Annotated in this window: 15 protein-coding genes; 2 read left to right on the forward strand and 13 right to left on the reverse strand. The window is 62.6% G+C overall.

Going from position 1 to position 18,236, the window contains the following annotated elements; all coding sequences use genetic code 11:
- The first annotated feature begins 56 nt into the window (after positions 1–56).
- Both C8267_RS02515 and C8267_RS02520 read left to right on the forward strand, forming a co-directional pair.
- Positions 57–437 (forward strand): TraR/DksA family transcriptional regulator, encoded by a 381-nt coding sequence (locus C8267_RS02515; protein WP_087360893.1) that lies wholly within the window; start codon positions 57–59, stop codon positions 435–437.
- A gap of 669 nt (positions 438–1,106) precedes the next feature.
- Entirely contained in the window at positions 1,107–2,936 is a 1,830-nt protein-coding gene (locus tag C8267_RS02520; protein WP_106633515.1) for a hypothetical protein, read from the forward strand.
- A 95-nt stretch (positions 2,937–3,031) separates the two neighbouring features.
- Here C8267_RS02520 and C8267_RS02525 read toward each other — a convergent pair whose 3' ends face one another.
- The 13 genes from C8267_RS02525 to C8267_RS02585 form a co-directional block, all read right to left on the reverse strand.
- Positions 3,032–4,444, reverse strand: coding sequence for a WG repeat-containing protein (locus C8267_RS02525; RefSeq protein WP_106633516.1), 1,413 nt, complete (start codon positions 4,442–4,444; stop codon positions 3,032–3,034).
- 258 nt (positions 4,445–4,702) lie between these two features.
- Positions 4,703–6,796, reverse strand: coding sequence for a M56 family metallopeptidase (locus tag C8267_RS02530; RefSeq protein ID WP_106633517.1), 2,094 nt, complete (start codon positions 6,794–6,796; stop codon positions 4,703–4,705).
- Positions 6,797–6,798: 2 nt separating this feature from the next.
- Positions 6,799–7,164, reverse strand: coding sequence for a BlaI/MecI/CopY family transcriptional regulator (locus C8267_RS02535; protein WP_087361273.1), 366 nt, complete (start codon positions 7,162–7,164; stop codon positions 6,799–6,801).
- Positions 7,165–7,400: 236 nt separating this feature from the next.
- Positions 7,401–9,227, reverse strand: coding sequence for a hypothetical protein (locus tag C8267_RS02540; RefSeq protein ID WP_106633518.1), 1,827 nt, complete (start codon positions 9,225–9,227; stop codon positions 7,401–7,403).
- 79 nt (positions 9,228–9,306) lie between these two features.
- Positions 9,307–9,885, reverse strand: coding sequence for a hypothetical protein (locus tag C8267_RS02545; protein ID WP_158699671.1), 579 nt, complete (start codon positions 9,883–9,885; stop codon positions 9,307–9,309).
- A gap of 12 nt (positions 9,886–9,897) precedes the next feature.
- Positions 9,898–11,184 (reverse strand): hypothetical protein, encoded by a 1,287-nt coding sequence (locus C8267_RS02550; protein ID WP_106633520.1) that lies wholly within the window; start codon positions 11,182–11,184, stop codon positions 9,898–9,900.
- Complete coding sequence (locus C8267_RS02555; protein WP_087360908.1) at positions 11,181–11,534, reverse strand: hypothetical protein; 354 nt, start codon at positions 11,532–11,534, stop codon at positions 11,181–11,183. The genes C8267_RS02550 and C8267_RS02555 overlap by 4 nt, the downstream gene beginning before the upstream one ends.
- A gap of 6 nt (positions 11,535–11,540) precedes the next feature.
- Positions 11,541–12,869 (reverse strand): SPFH domain-containing protein, encoded by a 1,329-nt coding sequence (locus C8267_RS02560; RefSeq protein ID WP_106633521.1) that lies wholly within the window; start codon positions 12,867–12,869, stop codon positions 11,541–11,543.
- Between the two features lies 1 nt (position 12,870).
- Positions 12,871–13,818, reverse strand: a complete 948-nt coding sequence (locus C8267_RS02565) for a hypothetical protein (RefSeq protein ID WP_158699672.1) — start codon at positions 13,816–13,818, stop codon at positions 12,871–12,873.
- A gap of 25 nt (positions 13,819–13,843) precedes the next feature.
- Positions 13,844–14,815: a hypothetical protein gene (locus C8267_RS02570; RefSeq protein ID WP_106633523.1), complete on the reverse strand. Its 972-nt coding sequence runs from the start codon at positions 14,813–14,815 to the stop codon at positions 13,844–13,846.
- An 84-nt stretch (positions 14,816–14,899) separates the two neighbouring features.
- Entirely contained in the window at positions 14,900–15,853 is a 954-nt protein-coding gene (locus tag C8267_RS02575; protein WP_087360916.1) for a DUF6175 family protein, read from the reverse strand.
- 19 nt (positions 15,854–15,872) lie between these two features.
- On the reverse strand, positions 15,873–16,394 hold the full coding sequence (locus C8267_RS02580; protein WP_143256084.1) for a hypothetical protein: 522 nt from the start codon (positions 16,392–16,394) through the stop codon (positions 15,873–15,875).
- Between the two features lie 51 nt (positions 16,395–16,445).
- A complete protein-coding gene (locus C8267_RS02585; protein WP_106633524.1) occupies positions 16,446–17,891 on the reverse strand; it encodes a hypothetical protein in 1,446 nt (481 codons plus the stop codon).
- Positions 17,892–18,236 lie beyond the last annotated feature (345 nt).

Consider the following 18,236-nt stretch of genomic DNA (forward strand, 5'->3'; position numbering starts at 1 on the left):
AATTTGGTTTTCTGAAAATAATTCTTTACTTTTACATAAAACCAAAAGCAACAACCATGGCAGACGAAAGAACAAGATACAGCGACGCCGAACTCGAAGAGTTCAAGCAGCTCATCCTGAAAAAGCTGGAGAATGCGCGCGCCGACTATGAGCTTCTGCGTGCGACCATCACCCATACGGCCGACAACGATACGGAGGATACGTCGCCGACCTTCAAGGTGCTCGAAGAGGGCGCCACGACCCTTTCGAAGGAGGAGAGCGGCCGTCTGGCAGCCCATCAGATGAAGTTCATCCGCAACCTCGAGATGGCGCTCGTCCGCATCGAGAACAAGACCTACGGCATCTGCAAGACCACCGGCAAGCTCATTCCGAAGGAGCGTCTGATGAAGGTGCCCCACGCCACGGAGTGCATCGAAGCCAAGGAGGCCCGCAAATAGTCTGCGGCCGGGTGCCGGTGCGGAGCTAAACGGGGGAGCAAAGAGAGCCAAGAGGGTCCTAGGGAGCCGGAGCCAAGGAGCCGGAGCCAAGGGGTCCAAGAGAACGGGGAACCGGGAACCAAGGGCAAAAGGCCGAGAAGCCGGAGGACCGGAGAACTGAAGAATCGAGGGACAGGTAGCAAGAGCCGGAAGCCGGAAGCCGGAAGCCGAAGAACCGGAGAACCGGAGAACCGGAGGACCAAGAAGACGAGGGGTTGGAGCAGGTACGGAAAGGAGCCGGACTTCTTGTAGCCTGAGGCGTGGAAGTTCGGAGTACTGAGGACCTTGTCGCGCCAAAAGCACGCCCCGAAAACCAGCAAGACCCGTAAGCCCCGCAGCCACGGAAACAACTGCAAACCATCTCATAAGCCATTTCCACCATTGGAAATGGCTTTTTGCATTCCCGCCTTGCGGAAAATGCCGCAACCGAGGGCTCATTGCGGGAATCACGCCCTCTTCAGAGCCACTCGCGGGACCGGAGCGGCATAACACGGAGGCAAAAAACCGAAGAAGGTCCGTCACCGCCCCCGACTTACGGCTTCACAAAAAGGCATGGGCAAAACGTCGAAGAAGCCAAATGGCACCCATTCACCATACTTTTTCACCCGAAAAAACGTTATCTTTGAGGTCATGGTCCGGAGGTTATTCATCCTCGCCGCAGCACTGCTGGCGATGCAGACCGCTTTGCCCCAGATGAAGCGGCCGGAACCTCCACGCGCCGAGTTCTTTACGCCCGACTCGGCCCGCATGCGCACCTCCCCCTCGGAGCGGACCGAACGCCTCTACGACAGCATCCGCTCGAAAACCAGCCGCCGGGCCGTGCCCCGCATGCTCTACGGACTCCTCTTCACCCGCAGCCGCATCGACACCACCCGCAGCGGCGCGGTCGAGGACGAAAGCCAGCGCTTCCTCCCCTACGAGGGACGGACCATCGGTTCGGTCACCATCGAACGCAACCAGGTATTCGACCCCGACGGCAACTGGCTCGAACGGACCGGCAACAACCTCCACATCCTCACGCGCGAACGGGTGCTGCGCCGCGACCTGCTCTTCGGACCGGGCGACACGCTCGATGCCGAGCAGCTGGTCCGCAACCAGCAGCTGCTGCGCTCGCGCAGCTACGTGTCGGACGCCGAGCTGGAGATTCGCCCCGACTCGCTCGACTCGACGCGCGTCGACATCATCGTCCATACGCGCGACAGCTGGACCATCGGCGTCGACGCCGGCCTCCATTCCGAGGGGCACACCATGTTCGGCCTCTACGACGCCAACATCTTCGGTACGGGAAACATGCTCCGCGTGAAGACCAACTTCAGCCGCAAGGACTTCTCCTACGGCGGCAACATCGTCGAGTATGAGATTCCCAACATCTTCGGCTCGTTCTACTCGGCCAGCTTCTCGGCCGGGCGTGACTTCTACAACTCGGAACTGAAGCTCAACTTCGGCAAGGAGTTCATCCGGCCGTCCGACTACGAGGTGGGCATCAGCTACGAGAACGTCAAGTCGAAGTACTACCTTATCGACCGCGACACCTCGGACCTGGTGAAGGTGAAGACCTTCGACATCTGGGCCGGACGCTCGCGCTACATCCGTTCGATACGCTCGAGCATCTACTTCACGGGGCGTTACGGCTTCACGCAGTTCAGCCGCCGCCCCGAGGTGCGCGCCGACTACAATCCGGCGTTCCACAACTGCGAGGAGATGCTCTTCGGCGCGGGTCTCTACCGCGAGAAGTTCTACACGGCGAACATGGTCTACGGATTCGGTACGCGCGAGTACCTGGCCACGGGCTACAAGGCCGAGCTGGTGGGCGGCTACTCGTGGGGCGAGTTCAACGACGAGATGTATCTGGGTACGGTCTACAAAATCGGCGGTTTCACCCGTGCCGGCTACCTCATGGGCAGCTTCACGCTGGGAAGCTACATCGACCTGGCAGACGGCTCGTGGCACCACAGCGCCGTGGATGTCGACCTGCAGTGGTTCTCGAACCTCTACATCTATCGCCGCAACCGCGTCCGACAGTTCCTCTCGCTGAACTACACCCAGGGATGGAACCGCGATGCGGGCAGCTACGAAATCGTGCGCTTCACCCGCGAAAACGGACTCGAAGCGCTCAAGGAGCACATCACGGGTACGAACCGCATGGTGCTCAACACCGAAACGGTGCTCTTCACCCCCTACCAGCCGCTCGGATTCCGCATTGCCTTCTTCGGATTTCTCGACATGGGGCTCATCGGCTACTCGCCCAACATCTTCAAGAACGACTTCTTCACCTCGTTCGGACTGGGCATCCGGCTCAAGAACGAACGTCTGATTTTCAGCGCCATCCAGCTCCAGCTGGGTGTTGCCTTCGGCAAACGGGGGCTGGTCGAGAGCGAATACTACCGCATCTCGAGCCAGACACGGCTCGAGCAGTACCGCTATCTGCCCAAGCGGCCCGAGGTCGTGGGCTTCCAGTAGGGAAACTGGCAACCCGCACAAACGAAGGAGCGGAACCGCAGCCGCAGAAGGCCCCGGTTCCGCTCCGTCATTGCTCTTCAGAGGTCACACGAGGGTCAATGCCCTGCGACCGTCACCTCCTGCCCCTTGGTATCGATTCTGAAGTCGCGGCCGTCCAGCCGCACGCGGGCCGTAAAATCGACGAAATCCTCCGCCTGCTCGAACTGACAGGGGAGCACCTCCGAACCCGAACGGTCGACATAGCCATAGCCGCGCCCCTCGAGGTAGACGCGCCCCAGTCCGCAGCTGAAGGGCCACACCTCGTCGTAACGGTAGGGAACCATCAGCTCGCCCGTCGGGGCGATGTAGCCCCAGCGCGGTTTGTAGAAGTCGTCGCGCACCATGCCCAGACGCATGACTGCGGCACGCCGCTCGCTGAACTCGCGGGCATCGTCGAAGCGGGGCGAAATCACCTCGCGCCCCTCCGTGTCGACATAGCCGCAATAGTGGGTCATGGCGGGGAAAATCGCGCCGCGCGTATTCTCGTTGAAGGGGGCCAGTCCGTCGTGGAAATCCCCGAGCGACTCGTAGCGGAACGAGCTGAGCTCGCGGCCGAGGCGGTCGATGGCCCCGAAGTGCACGCCGTCGTAGCTCACCACGGCGACACGCTCGTTGAAGCTCCGCGCCACGGCATAGCGGGCCTGGAGCACCACGCGCCCTGTCAGGTCGAGGTATCCGTAACGTCCCCCGCCGCTGCGGAAGAGCAACCGTCCGTCGCTCGGAGCGCCGAGCTCCTCGTAGCGGCACGCCACCGGCTCGCCGCCCAGCGAATCGACCAGCCCCCAGCGCAGCCCCTGGTCGACCGTGCGGGCCGCAAGGGCGTAACCGCCTGTAAAGGGGGCAATCGTATCGTACCGGCAGGGGATGACCTCACGCCCCAGGCTGTCGAGATATCCGCGTCGGGCGTTGCGCAGAGCGGCCATCCACCCCCGTTCGCCGACCGGTCCGATGGAGTCGTAGAGGCAGGGCACCACCTCGCCGCCGCTCTCCGAGAGGTAGCCGCGGCGGCCGTTGCGCACGGCTGCACGCCAGCCCCGAAGGCCCGGCTCGCCGATTTCGCTGTAGAGGCAGGCGATGACCTCGCGCCCCTCACGGTCGATGCGGCCGCGCAGGCCGCCCGGCAGCTCGACCCAGGCCAGACTGTCGGCAAAGGGCGAAGCCACGGCATACTCGGGGGCGATGACCATCAACCCCGTGGTATCGATGTAGCCCCACCGCTCGCCGGGAATCTGCACGGCGGCACGCCCCTCGCTGAAGGGGGCCGCAGCGGCATAGCGGCAGGGAATCACAAGCCGCCCCTCGGCATCGACATAGCCCCAGCGGGGCGCCCCGTCGACCGTATCGAGCACGGCGGCCCGCCGCTCGCGAAGCTCGCCGACCGACGCATAGCGGGCCGTACGCCGACGGAAGTCGGGCTTGCAGCCAACCACCGCCGTCAGCACGCACAACAACAGAAGAAGTCGTTTCATGGCTGATATTTTTTCCTACTGCAAAGATACCAAAAGAGGGGCGTATTCGGGCACCCGCACCCGGGATTTTTGCATCGGTAGCGCATCTGGCCCCTCGGCGGCGGCGCGGCTCCTGCCTCATCCCCCCCTGCGTCCGCCGAAGAGGCGGCCATCCGAAAAGGCACGCTCAAAAGGGTGCCGTCCCTCTCCATAACGTGCCACACAAAAAGGGGAAGTGACCCGAAGGCCGCTCCCCCACTCGAACTTTTATTCTGACGCTTACCGTTTCTTGTTTGTCTCGACAATAATCGCGCCATTGCGGGCCTTGCGGCCATACTCGCGAATGGCCGAAGCATCTTTGAGAATCATCATCGAACGGATGTTCGAAGGTTCGCCCAGCAACTCATCCAGCTCGCCGGGTTTCAGCTTGTCGGCACGGTACTCCTTGCCGTCGATGACCCAAAGCACCCCCTTCTGCGAAGTCGGTTTCGTAGAACCTCCCTTCACGGAGATAATCGGCTCGCCCTTCGGCACCCCCTGCCCTGCGGCAGCAGCGGCTGCCGACGAACCGGAGGAGGAGGTCGAAGTCGAGGTCGAGGTGGGAACCGAGCCGGCTCCGGAGGCCGAGGCCGAGACGGAGGTTCCGTCACCGGTGATGACGATGGTCTGCGACGAGGAGGCGAGCCGCTGCCCGTCCAACTCGCGCTGCGCCTGCTCGAGCTGCTCGCTGGCTTCGCGCAGCTGCTGCTGAACCGCCTTCCACTCGTCGCTGTTCAAATACTGACGGGCCGCCTCCAGCGAGGCCTCGGTCTGCTGATTGTCCAATTCGCGCCGCGCCTGCTCAAGCTGCTCGCTGGCTTCGCGCAGCTGCTGCTGCACCTTCTTCCACTCGTCGCCGCTCAGATGCTTCCGGGCAGCCTCAAGACCGACACGCGCAGCCTCAAGACCGGCGCGTCCCGCCTCGAGGCCCTCGGCCCCGGCACGGAGCGACCCTTCGAGTTGCCGGGCAAAATCGTTCGTGAGGATGTAGACCACCCCCTTGGCCTCCGGCCGGTCGAACTGCTCTATTACGGAGGGCTCCTTGATGACCTTCACCGACGCAATCTCCGAAGGGTCGATGTCCAGCTCAGCGTAGCTCTTCCGCTGACCGTCCAGAATGTAGATATATTGGTCGGTCGTCCCTTCCGAGGAGTTACCCCGAAGGGTAATCCGGACGATACCCGACGCCGGGTCGTCCGACTTCTCCACATCGACCGAGGCAATCCGCTCCACCTTGAGCGTGTCGAGCGCCGAGGCCGTCACCTCGCGGCCGTTGATGAAATAGCGCACCGCAGGCTGCTTGAGCGCCGCCTGTGCCGACCCGGCGAGCCCCTCCGATGCCGACTGCCCTGCCTCGGCCGAGGCATCACGCAACGCGCTGTCGACCAGTGCCGCAACCGATGTGCCGTTTCCGACGGCCGAGGATAGGAAAGTTCCGGAATTTTGCGTACCTTTGTCTACGGGAACGCGGTAGACGGTTTCTGCAAAGGCGCCGAGCGCAAGCCCGACAAGCGGCAGGAAGACCAACGCACGGGCGTAGTTCCACCGCGATGATTTCTTACGTAACATCATGGTAATACGGTTTTTAAGTTTACTGTGATTGAAGCTGTTGGCAACTGAGCACCACCTCCTGCCAGCAGCTTTCCTTATTAACAACATCTGATATTCGCGTGCATCGACGCCGCTGCGGAGCACCGCCTCGTCGGCCTCGTATTCGTGGATGGCGCGCAACTCGCGGCGCAGGAGCCACATCGCGGGGTTGAACCACTGCAGACATCCGGCAAGGTCCGCCACGAGCAAGTCGACCGAATGGTGCAGCCGCAGGTGGGCCTCCTCGTGCAGCAGGACATCGCGGAGCAGGGCGTCGTCGTCCTGTTCCGAGACGACGATGTAGCGTCCCCAGCTGAAGGGGGAACCCCTCTCGGGACGGCGCACCAGCACCATGCCGCCTGGAAGGCGCTCGCTCCGCCCGCCGTGAACAATGCTCCACACCCGCACGAGCGATACGACAACCCACAGCAGCATGGCCACGACGCCCGCCGCAAAGAGCATCGCCAGAAGCTCCCGCCACGGAAAGGGTTTCGCAGCGGCCACCGCCTCAACGGGCAGTGCGGGCTGTGTCACTACCGGCAGGACAAACGGCTCGGGCGCGGGCAGGTCGCGGTAGAGGGTCACCACGCAGCAAGGCAGCACGAACGAGAGCACAAGCATCGCAAGCAGCACGACGCGGTTGAAGCGATGGAAGGTCTCGCGGCTGAGCAGCAGTTTGTAGAAGAGGTAGAAGACTGCCAGACAGGCGCCCGTCTTCAGGCTGTATAGCATCAGGTCGTACATGGCTACCGGCTGTTTTCACGTTCGATGCGGTCGATGAGCCCGCGCAGCTCCTCGACAGAAATCTTCTCCTCCTCGACCAGCGCCGAGACGGCGCCCAGATAGGAGTTCTCGAAGTACTTGCGGATGACGCCACCGAGCGTCTGCCGCGAAAACTCCTCCTCGCTCACCACCGGGAAGTACTGGTAGGTCGCCCCGAAGGCCTTGTGCGAGAGGTAGCCCTTCGCTTCGAGCGTACGAACAATCGTCGAGACGGTATTGAAATGGGGGCGCGGTTCGGGGCAGAGCGCCACCACCTCGCGCACGAACAACGGGCCGTGCGCCCAGAAATAGCGCATCAGCTCCTCCTCCTTATGGGTCAGTTTCTCCATGGCAATCAGCGGGGTGTTCTCCTCCTGCATTCCCCGCACAACAAAGGTAGCAAAATTTTTCCGCCGAGCAACTATTTTTTATAGTTATTCAACTAAAAAATTTAGTTTCCCACAAAAACAGACGACAACGTTCTGACATCCGACCGGTACGACCTATATAAAAAGGGAGCGAAGACCCCGCAGGGTCTTCGCTCCCAAAGTGTACACACACGCCCCGTCCGGGGCCGGGAAGGGCGTCAGCGCATGAGCACCTCGACGCTTGCATTGTCCATGCCGGGCATCGTACGGCCGATACCGGCGCCGATGTAGGTCGGGTCACAGACCGTATAGCGCTTGCCGCGCACGACGACGTAGTCGCCCGGAGCCTCCCCCTTGAAGCAGACCGCCGCAGCCACGTGGCCCGGATACTCGAGCAGCACGACGTCGAGCCCCAGCAGCTCGCGCACGAGCAGCGAATAGAGCACGGCGCGGTCCTCGCAGTCACAGGCCGGATAGAAGAGCGTCTCCTCGGCAAAGAGCGGACGTTCGTAGCCGAACTGCTCGTCATCGGTGGCGTAGGGGAATGCCGTCTGCACGAAGTTGAGCAGCATGTCGGCCGCCTCGGTCTCGCTTCGGCCCGAGAGAGCCTGCTGCAGGGCGGGATAGAGGCTCTGACGCACGGTGGCGCCCACCGAGGGGATTTGGTAGACCGCAACGTCGCAGCAAGGGAAGAGGTTGTAGTAGTCAATCAGACTGCGGTCGACCACCACGTCGGCCTGAAGTTCGGGATAGCGCTTCGAGACGAGGTGGCGCGGAGCAACCTTCCGTTCGGGAAGCGCCGGAACCGACGGACGCAGCGCAAGGAGCCGCTCGCCCGGGAAGGCGCGGTTGAAGACATAGTAGCCGCCCGATGCGGGCAGGTTGCCCACGACGAAGAACTTCTCGCCGCCAAGCTCGAGGTAACGATAGCCATAGAGCATGCCCGAGGCGGGGACGAGCAGCACGAGGCGCTGTCCCGTGCGGGCGATGCGCACTTTGTAGCCCGACTGCGCCATGAGGAAGGTCTGGAGCAGCACCGCCTCATTGGCCGCACCGTCGTACCAGGCCGAGGCGAGGAACTCCAGCATCTTGAGGTAGCCCCAGTCGTCGAGGCGCAACTGGTCGCGCAGACGGAGGCACTCCTCCGTCACCGTACGGTAGGCCGGCGCCGAGAAGGACTCCCAGAGCGTTGCCACGGAGCCCTCAGAGACGTCGCGCAGGCGGGGCTTCGACCCCTGCACGGCGGACACGGCATACTCCGTACCGACGAAGGTGAAGCGCTGCTGCGGCCCCTTGAGCTTCGACCCGCCGCGCATCGCACCGCCACGGTCGGCTGCAACCTCATCGGCGGCAGGCACTGCCGGTGCGGCGGGCGTCACGGCGGGAGCACTCGGAAGGGCCGGTTGTGCCGGGGCCGAAGGCGCGGTCACGGGAGCTGCCGGAGCATCGGAACCCAACACCGACGAGAGGTTGTCTCCGCCGACGTTCCCGCCCTCGGGACGAAGCGTCGGGAGCTGCCCCGACTCCCCTCCCGCGAGGATGTTGCCTCCGTCGGGTCGAAGCTGCGGCGCGCCGCCTCTCCCCGCAGCGGGGTCAGCAGGCACATCGGGGCGGATGGTCGGCGCGGAGCCACCCTGCAGCGCCGCATCGGTGTCGGGGATGAGGTTCCCCTCCCCCGCTGCCGGCCCGACCGCTGCGGGAATGTCGGGTTCGACGACCGGCTCAGGAGCCGGAGCCACGGGCTCGACCACCTCGGCAACGGGCACGGCGCGCGGTGCAGGCGGCTCCTCGTCGGGCGGCGTCGCGGGAATCGGAGGCGCCGGCTGCGACTCGGCCTCAACGGCCGGCCGCTCCTCGGCAGCGGTCCACCGCTCGCGCATGTAGCGGATATACTCGGCATTGCGCGAATCGATGTACTCCTGATAGGCCTGCTGGCGCTGACGGATGAACTCCTCGTAACTGCTGCGCACATCCTGGGCGGAGGCCGCAGCAACGGTCAGGGTCGCAATCGCGGCGACGAGCGCCGCACGTATGGGTCGGTTCATGGACTTCGTTTTTTAAGAGACAAAAAGCGGCGTCCGCCCCGTACTCCGGAGCCGGACACCGCGTGAGCAAAGCGGAGGACTACTGCTGCGAATACTCCGAGAGCTTCTGCTCGTAGAGCTTCTTGAACTGGTCGAACTCGAAGTCCGACATCAGCTTCTCGTCATTCTGCATCTCGTCGAGCACGTGCTGCTTCATGTCGCTCTTGCTCAGCTGCATGCATACATAGTGACGATAGTCGCCGTTGGCCTCCTTGAAGAGTTTCTCATCGACGAGCGTCATGCCCGACACCGACTGCTTGACAATGGCGTAGGTGAGCTCCGTAACGCGCTCCTCGTAGCTGCGGGCGGTCTGGCTGGGAAGTTTCTGCGACTTGGCGTAATTCTCCATCACGGTTGCGATGTCGGTCTGCACGGCGGCGGCAATCTCCTGACGGGCATTCTGCATGGCAATCTTCTTGGCCATCGACTGCTCGGGGCTTACACCGCTCTGCACGGCACGATAGTAGTCGGCATCGCTGCGGTACTCGGGACCACTGAGCGGGAGCACCTGCTCCACCATGTCGGTCTGCGGCTTGCGCGGCGCCTTGGACGACGACGAGCAAGAGGTCGTGGCGGCCAGCATCGCCAGCGCACCAACCATAAGCATCATTTTTTTCATCTTCAAAAGAATTTAGCGGTTAGTGAAATTGAGTCTGTAGGGAAGATTGAAGCGCACGTCGGTCTGACGGCCGTCGGCTCCGACGATGCTGAGCGTACCGTTGAGCAGCACGCTCCGGCGCGCGGGAGTCACCTGCGGCACGGAGGCCGTGAAGCGCAGCGTATGGACCCCCTTGCCCTCGAAGGCGTAGCCCGCAAGCGAGCCCTGGGCCGCAGCACCGAACTCCGGCACGCGGATGTCGACGTGACGCACCTCGAAGCGCGTATCGTTGTTCGACCGCAGCGGCACCGAGATGCGCCACGTGGCCACGCTATCGGCTCCGGGGCCGAGCGCGTCGATTTCGACCGTACCGAAGGGACGTACGGCCAGCTTGCCCTCCGTGGGGTCGAAGACCACGCGGTGCTGCAGCCGCCGTCCGCCGAAGGTGTAGGTCATCGTGATGAAGTTCTCCTCACCCTCGATGCCCGCCTCGTCGTAGAGCAGCGCATAGCCCCCGTCGAGCGGCACGACGCGCAGGTTGGTGGCATAGTCGCTCTCCAGGCGCGGCTGACGGTCCGACGTCACGCGGCGGCCGTGCAGCGCCAAGTGATAGCAGTAGCACCCCAGCGAGGCGCTGTCGGGCACGATGGCAACCTCGCCGCACGCCTGGCGACAGCGCTGCTGCAGGTTGACGGCCCGGTTGCGGCGGTCCGTATCGAAGAAGTAGTCGATGAGCGGATTGAGCGCCGCGGCCGTCTGGTCGAGGAAACTCAGGTCGGTGAAGGTCTCGAACTGCTCCTCGAGCTGCTCAAGACGCTCCAGATGCTCGTTGTCGAGGGCCCGGAAGGCGGCAATGGCCGCGCTGCGGTCGGCATCGGTGAAGGGATACTGCACGTGGTAGATGTAGTAGTAGCTCTTCTCCTGCTTGACGAAGCGCCGCTCCCAGTAGACGCCGAGCGCCCGCGAGAGGGAGATGTCGCACAGATAGGGCATCAAGGCCCCGGTGGTTCCCACCTCGGAGGCGTAGCTGTTGAGCAGCGAGACCACGCCGTTGCGGGCCGTCTGCTCCTGGTAGAGCTTCTCCTCGGAGGTGATGTTCGAGGCAATCGAGGTGATGATGTGCTGGCGGATATCCGTCAGGCACTGCTTCTGGGCCTGGTCGAGCGTCGGGGCCGTCGCCGAGACGGTGAAGTAGTCGGGGCACGAGATGCCCAGCCACGCGGGCGCCTTCTTGGCGCTGCGTTCAACCACCTTCTCCTTCTGTGCCGAGGCGGGAAGCGCCACAGCCAGGAGCAGCAGAAGCGTCAGGAGCCGTTTCATGACTTTTGATTTTTTACGTTGCCGGAAAGGGCCGCATAGAGTGCGAAGAGCCACCCGATGACGGCCAGCGCATTGACGATAATCACCACGGGAAGCGCCACGTGGAGCCACGCAAAGAGGATGTTGAGCAGGAAGGTGACGAGCAGCAGGATGCTCGAGACGGTCGAGAAGAGCACCGTCCGGTTGGGGCCGGTCGTGAAACCGATGCCCAGCACCGACACCAGGAAGAGCAGCGCCACTACGGTGGCGATGACCGTCATCACCGTCTCGACGCCACAGGCCAGATAGCCGTAGCATACCAGGCCGCCGAGCAGCAGTGCGATGACTGCGGGAATGGGTCTGAATTTCATGACTTGCTACTTTTGAGGTGGAACAACGGGGGGAACCGGAGGTACGGGAGGCACCGGCGGCACCGGGACGAAGCAGGAGGCCAGTTCGGTCACCGCGCCGGCCTGCTCCCAGGCGGGCATGCCCTGCTTCCAGACGAGCGTCTCGCGCACGATGCGGCCGTCGGCAATCATTTGGCGGATGACTTCAAGCGCATAGGGTCCCGTCTGCTGGCCGTTCACCGCAACGTAGTACATCGTCGTGGTCAGGGGCGGCGGAGTCTGCGCCGTCTGAGGCGCCATCGTACCCTGCATGCCGCCCATCATGCCGTTCATCATGCCGGCCATGTTGCTGCCCACGGCGCCGCCCAGCATCATCCCGGCCATCATGCCGGCAGGGTTGAGTCCGTCGCCGCCGCCCATGCCGCCGCCCATCTCGCCGAGGCTCTCGGCCGCAATCTTGGCCACCTCGGTCTGCTGGTTGAGCCGGTGTGCGGCGAAGTAGTCGGTCTCAGCGCCCAGATTCTGGCGCTTGAACTCCACTTCGCGGCCCATGCGCAGGCGCTCGACGGTATCCTCCGTGCGGGCCCGGGTCAGCTCGGTCATCTGCGCCGTGGTCACCTCATAGAGGTCGGCATAGCCCTCCGAATCCTTGTCCAGAGCGATTTCCGAGAGGTCCAGACGCTTGAGGTTCACCCCGAAGTCGTCGGCAAGCACCGACCGCAGCCGCTCCTCGACAAGCGTCGTCACCTCGTCGATGTGGCGCTCAATCTGCAGCAGGGGAATCTGCCCCTTCGACGGAGCATTGGTCACCACCGACTTGGTATAGCGCACTACCGAAGCACGCACCTCCTCGGCGAAGTCATCCATGTCGAACTGCATCATGCGGTGCAGCGAGATGAACGACTTGTAGTCCGTAATGTTGAAGAGCAGCTGCCCCTTGACCGTCACCGGCACGGCGTAGTCCAGGAACCGGGGGTCCGAGACGTCGAACTGCGGGACGAAGAAGGGCAGACGGACGTTGCCCGCCAGGTTGATGAAGTAGATTTCGGCCTGGAAGGGGGTCTCCCCTCCGAACACCGACCCCAGGATGCCCGAAAGCACGGGGAAGTTGGCCGTCTTGAGCGTCGTGTCGAGCGGACCTTCGAAGTAGTCCATCTCCTTGCCGTCGTTCTGGCGGTAGACGAAGACCGCCACCTCGCCCTGCTTGACGCGGAGCGTACTGCCCCACCGGATGGCATTCTCGCGGCGGCTCGGCACCCCTGCGGGCGACCATTTCCACACCAGATAATCGGGTTCGTCGCAGCGGATGACATCCAGGATGCCGCCTTCCGCCTTGTTTTTGCTGAAAAGTCCCATCTTATTCTACCATTTTTTTCAATTTGGCCGTATCCGACGCATAACGCAGCGCAACCCGGCCGGCAAATGCGGCCGCGTCGGCCTTCCGGTCGGCGGCAAGATAACTACCTACAATCTTCCGGGCGCACTCCAGGTCGCCCATCTTCCCCTGGCAATAGGTGAAGAAGAACTCCTCGGCGGCGTCGAAGGCGTTGTACTTGAGGATTTCGTCCAGCACGGAGAGTCGGGCGGCATTGTCGCCGTACTCGCTGTTGTCGGACGAAGCGACGAAGGCGGCCACACGCGCCTTCCACGGAGCTGCCTCACCCTCGGCGGCCGCCTCCCCGGAGCTCTCTCCGCCCGGAAGGCTCTGCTCCGTTGCCGGAGCCTCGTCGCGCGAGGCGAGGTCGGTCGAGAAAATGCCGCCGGCAGCCACCACGATGACCACCACGGCGAAAACCAGCCACAGCGTGCGGCTGCGCCGACGGGCTGCGAGGTGCTCCGCCTCGACGGCGTTGATTTCGGAGGTTATCTCCTTGATGAGCCGCGAGACCTCGATGTTCTTGCCGAAGCTGCGGCGCGCAAGGCGCTCCTGGTATTCATATTCGTTCTTTAGACGCTCGAACGCACCGGCGCTGGTCGTACGCTTCGTGAGCTTGCGCACGAGCAGGTAGAGCGCCACCACGCCGCATGCGATGCCCAGCAGCCAGAAGAGGCCCGCCTCGCTGATGAGGGCCAGCACGACGAAGTAGAGGGCCAGCACCAGGAACAGCACGAAGAGCATGTTGCGCAGGCTGGCGGCAAACGAGGGTTTGGGCATGTTCTTGCTGCGCAGCAGCAGCTCTTCGAGCCTGTTGACCAGCTCCTCGGCCGTCGGCGAATCATCGCCGTCGTTCATCACGTATCCGCAGACGGGGCATACTTTCGAAAGCAGAGGCATCTCCTCCTTGCATCGGGGACATTGTGCCATGGGTATTCTTCGTTTTATCGGGTGATTACTTCAGTTTGCCGAACAGCCAGGCGTTGATGCCCGAGAGCGACACCTCGGCCGCAGCGCTGCGGGCCGACTCGGCGGCCTTGGACGACGCCTCGAGACGCATCTTCTCGAGCATCATCTGGTTGTCGAACGCCCGCTGCGAGGCTTCGCGCTCCTGCTCCAGACGGGCCAACTCCGCTTCGCGTGCGGCACGCTCGGCCTCGCTCATCTTCGCAGCCACCTGGTCAATCATCGCATAGGCCTCCTTGGCCTTGTTGCTGGCGGGGTTGACCGCCACCAGGGCATCCATCGCCTCGGCGTAGTTGCCCTTGACCATCTCGACCTTGGCGCGCTGCATGGCCGTCTCGGCCACGCGGTCGAGCAGCTGCGTGGCCAGCTCGACCTTGAGGCTTGCCACCGAGGCGTACTCGGGCACGCTCTCGGGAATGGCGTCGAGCACCGCTACGGCCTCAACGTACTGCTCGCGGTCGGCCAGCGACTGCGCCTTTGCAATCAGCACGGGGACCCGCTGCGCGTAGTAGTCGACAATCCGCTCGCGGCAGCTGTTCATGAAGTTGCGCATGGCGGGCGTACGGGGCGAGAGCCGGTTGATGGCGCTGATGTAGGCCTTCGACTCCGAGGCTCCGATGCCGCGCACCGGCACGGCCGTCTCGGCGATGATGGTCTGCTCGGCCACGGCGACCACGTAGACCGAAATCTCCAAATCGACGATGAACTGCGCCGGAGCCGTGGCCGTCGTCTTCTTGTCGAGTACGAGCACGTTGGGCGTCAGGACGAACTCGCCCGAGAGCGAGCCGTATCCATTCTGCGTCGCCAGCTGCAGCATCCGCTGCTGGAGCGTATTCTTCACGCCGGCGGGCAGCTCCAGTTCATCGCAAACGTAGGGCGTCACGGCCACCAGGTCCGTCTGTGCGAACGACGCTGCGGAGAGGAACAACGCCGCCACGACCCCGAAAAATCTCTTCATCATGCTGTTTGAGTTTTTATGCGGCGAAGGCCCGGCAGCGGACACGGGGTCCGCCGTCGGGTCTGCCGCGCAGTTCATGCTACATCATTATTTGCCTCCGATGGTCAGGATTGCCTGTCCCAGACCGCGAATCGTGAGCTTCGACTCGATGCCGTACTTCTCGCGCAGCTCGCGGCGCAGGCCGTTGGCCCACGAGCGGGCGTCGAGCGCGCGGCCGTTCTCGTTGAAGAGCGGGATGCGCACCTGCTCGAAGTACATGCGGCTCTCCGAGGCGTCGGCCGTCGTGAAACGACCCTCGACCGTATTGGCAGCCACCCAGTCCTCGATGAGGAAGCCCAGCTCGTCGCCGCCCACCTCGCTCTCGAAGTCATATTCGCTGTCGCTCCAGCAACGGCACGTCAGGGCGATTTCACGTCCCTTGGTCTCCATATCCTGGAAGTGCGCCATCAGCTGATTGCAGAAGTCCTCCAGATTGGCGTTCACGGCCTCCGACAGCGTCACGGGGAGCTCCATCCAGGCGGCAGGCTCCGGAGCGCTCGTACCCGAGCCGGCGGCGACCTGCTTATCGGTGTAGGCATCGAGACCCTGAAGGTTGAAGGTCACCGAGACGTCGCGTCCGATGCGGTTGACGGTCCACGTCACCTGCATCCAGATGTCGGCGCGGGCCACCCGCTTGAGCTTGTCGAGCGGCGACTCGGCCAGTTCGGCACCCGTCTCCTTCGACATGGTAAGCGACTCCTCGGCCTCTTCGGTCTTCAGCCGCTTGAGCATGGCCTCCATGCTCCGCAGCGGGAAGCCCCGCTCGGCCATCAGTTCACCCAGCTTGCTGGTCACCAGCAGCAGGTCAGCATCGCCCTGGATTGCCTTCGTGTAGTCGGGCACCTTCTCTTCGGTCCCCTGGTTGTCGAAGGTGGTGTAGTAGCCGTTCTGGATGCACCACACATCGCTCGGCACGACCATAATCGTCGGCTTCTTGGCACCCTGCGCATAGCCCAGCACGGCGGCCAGGAGCAGGGCACACGACAAAATCACTCGTTTCATATCCACAACGGTTTACAGGTTAGAAGATGGAATCCAGGCTCTTGATAATTCCTTCGCTTTCGAGGCGGTTGCGCAGCTCGGAGTACTGCACCGTCACGTAGACGGCCACCTTGTACTCCTTGCCCATCTTCACCACGTTGCCGGCTCCCGAGCTGTTGGCAACCGATACGTAGCGGGCATAGTCGCCCCCGTCGGCGAAGAAGCTATCGAAGAACGCGGCATAGGTCTGCTCGGCGTTCGGGTCGCTTACCAGCGGCTTGAGCGCGCGGGCACGCTTCGAGCGGTCGTTGTTGGCCGCCGCACCCTTGAAAATCAGGCCGTGAACGGCATTCTTGAGCGCCTGCTTGCGGGCCACGTCAACACTCTTCGAATAGCTCCAGACGCGGACCAGCACCGTATTGTCGGCACCCACCGCCTCGTTCTGGATTTCATAGCGCCATGCGGCAGTCTCCGCATTGGCCTTCTTGGTCTTGTTCTTCTGACCCGCGAAGAGCATCGCGGGCAGAAGGACAAGCATCAATATGAAAACTAATCTTTTCATTGCAGTACAATATAAAAAGGTAACAGGTTCATGCAACGTCCATGCGGCACACTACTTCTTCTTGGTCTTCATGCGCAGCAGCAGACCCTCGTAGTAGGCATCCTTGCTCTTGCCCACCAGCAGCGTCTCGCCCGTCTTGGCCTCCTCCGACGGAGCACCCACCTCGGTGCTGTAGGAGTTATCCCAAACGTTCTTCTTGTCGACGGTCAGCTCGCCCTTCTTGACGTAGGAGACGCGCTCGACGGAGTCCTTCATGACAATCTTCTTCTCGAGCACCTCGAATACCTCGCCGCCCTCCAGACCGTCACGCGTACCGATGCGGGCTGCATAGGTGCGGGTCGGACGACCCTTCTTGTCGGTAGTTTCGTGCACGATGAGCGGGGTCTTGGTCTTGAACTCGTCGTACTTGCGCTCGAACTTGGCCAGCACGCCGTCCACAGCGTCGGCGGCAGCCAGACGAATCAGCTCATCCTCGCTCTTGTCGGTGAAGACGCCGGCCTTGGTCTTGGCCCATGCGCGCTCGTTGCCGATGAACTGCAGCGAGAAGAGGTCCGAAGCGTTGTAGGCATCCATGTTGAAGGCGCCGGTCTCGTTGTCCCACAGCTCGTTGAAGCGCTCGGCGATGGCATCGTTCCAGCGCAGACGGAAGAGGTAGGAGTCAACCGTTACGTAGTATCCGGCACCCAGACCGGCCTTCACGCCCATCTCGGCCACCTTGAGCGCCATCTTGCCGTAGCCCGACGAATCGAACTCGGCGGCGGCGTACATCGGCAGCATGATGTCGGCCACCAGCGCATCCTTGGCCTTGTAGCCGAAGCGCGTCACCACCACGAAGGTGTTGCCCACCAGCTCCGAGAGGTCAATCTGACGCATCAGGTAGTGCGAACCGGCCTCGGTCGCAGCAGCCACCTCCGACTCGTCGGCCGAGACGTTCAGCATGCCGCGCTCGAGCACGGTGGAGTCGGTGTACTGGCCGTCGGGACCGAGGAACCAGCCGTCGGCCAGACGCTTGGCCACGTGGTTCTCAAGCAGGTACTTGTTGGCCAGACGCGCCACGTTGAGCTTGATGACCGTATCGACGGTCTGCGTCTGGGTCGACATCAGCTGACGCAGAATCTGGTTCATCGTCTCGTTGTAGTAGGTCTGCTTGGGAGCCGTACCACCCGTCTCGAGGATGTTGAGATACTGCTCCGTGGGGGTGCAGGCGAGGTTGAAGGCCGCCTCGTCGTCGGCAGTGAGCGTATAGGCCGTCGGGTCGATGACGCGCAGCGACGTCTCGATGTTCTGGTCGTTGTACTTGGGGTTCCACTCCGCATTGAGGAACGCCTCGCGGAGCACATCCTTCTGGGGCACGGAGGCATCCTCCATCATCATCAGGCAGACCGAGTTACGCACGTACTCGTCCGAGGCTACCTTTTTGTTGAGCTCCTGGGCCGACACACCCTGAGCCGTCATTGTGGCGACAGCCGCCGCAATCGTGAGTCCAAAAAACTTCATGTAACGAACAGTTTAAGTTATTAGTTAAAAAGTTTGCTTGCCGACACCGTGATACGAAAAAAGGGCGGAATACCGTCCCAATCGCAAAAAACGCCGTATCACGACCGTCGACCGGACTGGACCGGGCAGCGGAAGCGATTTGTGAGCCTTTTCCGAATATGAACGGACGTTTCTCACCCCACAAATCATTCTCACAAGTAAAAACAAAGATAACCTTATTTTTCAAAATATCCTACTTCCGGCCGTACGTTTATTCATTTTGTCATCATTTTCTCACAAAAAAAGTCAACTTAGCCCCTTTTTTCATCATTTTACCCGTGCAAAAACGGTTCAGCAGGGGTATTA

The sequence above is a fragment of the Alistipes sp. Marseille-P5061 genome (genome assembly GCF_900290115.1).
Lineage (GTDB): Bacteria > Bacteroidota > Bacteroidia > Bacteroidales > Rikenellaceae > Alistipes > Alistipes excrementigallinarum.

Coding starts and splice junctions, on each gene's coding strand:
- C8267_RS02515 (WP_087360893.1), top strand. CDS start 57: ATGGCAGACGAAAGAACAAGATACAGCGACGCCGAACTCGAAGAGTTC.
- C8267_RS02520 (WP_106633515.1), top strand. CDS start 1,107: ATGGTCCGGAGGTTATTCATCCTCGCCGCAGCACTGCTGGCGATGCAG.
- C8267_RS02525 (WP_106633516.1), bottom strand. CDS start 4,444: ATGAAACGACTTCTTCTGTTGTTGTGCGTGCTGACGGCGGTGGTTGGC.
- C8267_RS02530 (WP_106633517.1), bottom strand. CDS start 6,796: ATGTACGACCTGATGCTATACAGCCTGAAGACGGGCGCCTGTCTGGCA.
- C8267_RS02535 (WP_087361273.1), bottom strand. CDS start 7,164: ATGGAGAAACTGACCCATAAGGAGGAGGAGCTGATGCGCTATTTCTGG.
- C8267_RS02540 (WP_106633518.1), bottom strand. CDS start 9,227: ATGAACCGACCCATACGTGCGGCGCTCGTCGCCGCGATTGCGACCCTG.
- C8267_RS02545 (WP_158699671.1), bottom strand. CDS start 9,885: ATGAAAAAAATGATGCTTATGGTTGGTGCGCTGGCGATGCTGGCCGCC.
- C8267_RS02550 (WP_106633520.1), bottom strand. CDS start 11,184: ATGAAACGGCTCCTGACGCTTCTGCTGCTCCTGGCTGTGGCGCTTCCC.
- C8267_RS02555 (WP_087360908.1), bottom strand. CDS start 11,534: ATGAAATTCAGACCCATTCCCGCAGTCATCGCACTGCTGCTCGGCGGC.
- C8267_RS02560 (WP_106633521.1), bottom strand. CDS start 12,869: ATGGGACTTTTCAGCAAAAACAAGGCGGAAGGCGGCATCCTGGATGTC.
- C8267_RS02565 (WP_158699672.1), bottom strand. CDS start 13,818: ATGGCACAATGTCCCCGATGCAAGGAGGAGATGCCTCTGCTTTCGAAA.
- C8267_RS02570 (WP_106633523.1), bottom strand. CDS start 14,815: ATGATGAAGAGATTTTTCGGGGTCGTGGCGGCGTTGTTCCTCTCCGCA.
- C8267_RS02575 (WP_087360916.1), bottom strand. CDS start 15,853: ATGAAACGAGTGATTTTGTCGTGTGCCCTGCTCCTGGCCGCCGTGCTG.
- C8267_RS02580 (WP_143256084.1), bottom strand. CDS start 16,394: ATGAAAAGATTAGTTTTCATATTGATGCTTGTCCTTCTGCCCGCGATG.
- C8267_RS02585 (WP_106633524.1), bottom strand. CDS start 17,891: ATGAAGTTTTTTGGACTCACGATTGCGGCGGCTGTCGCCACAATGACG.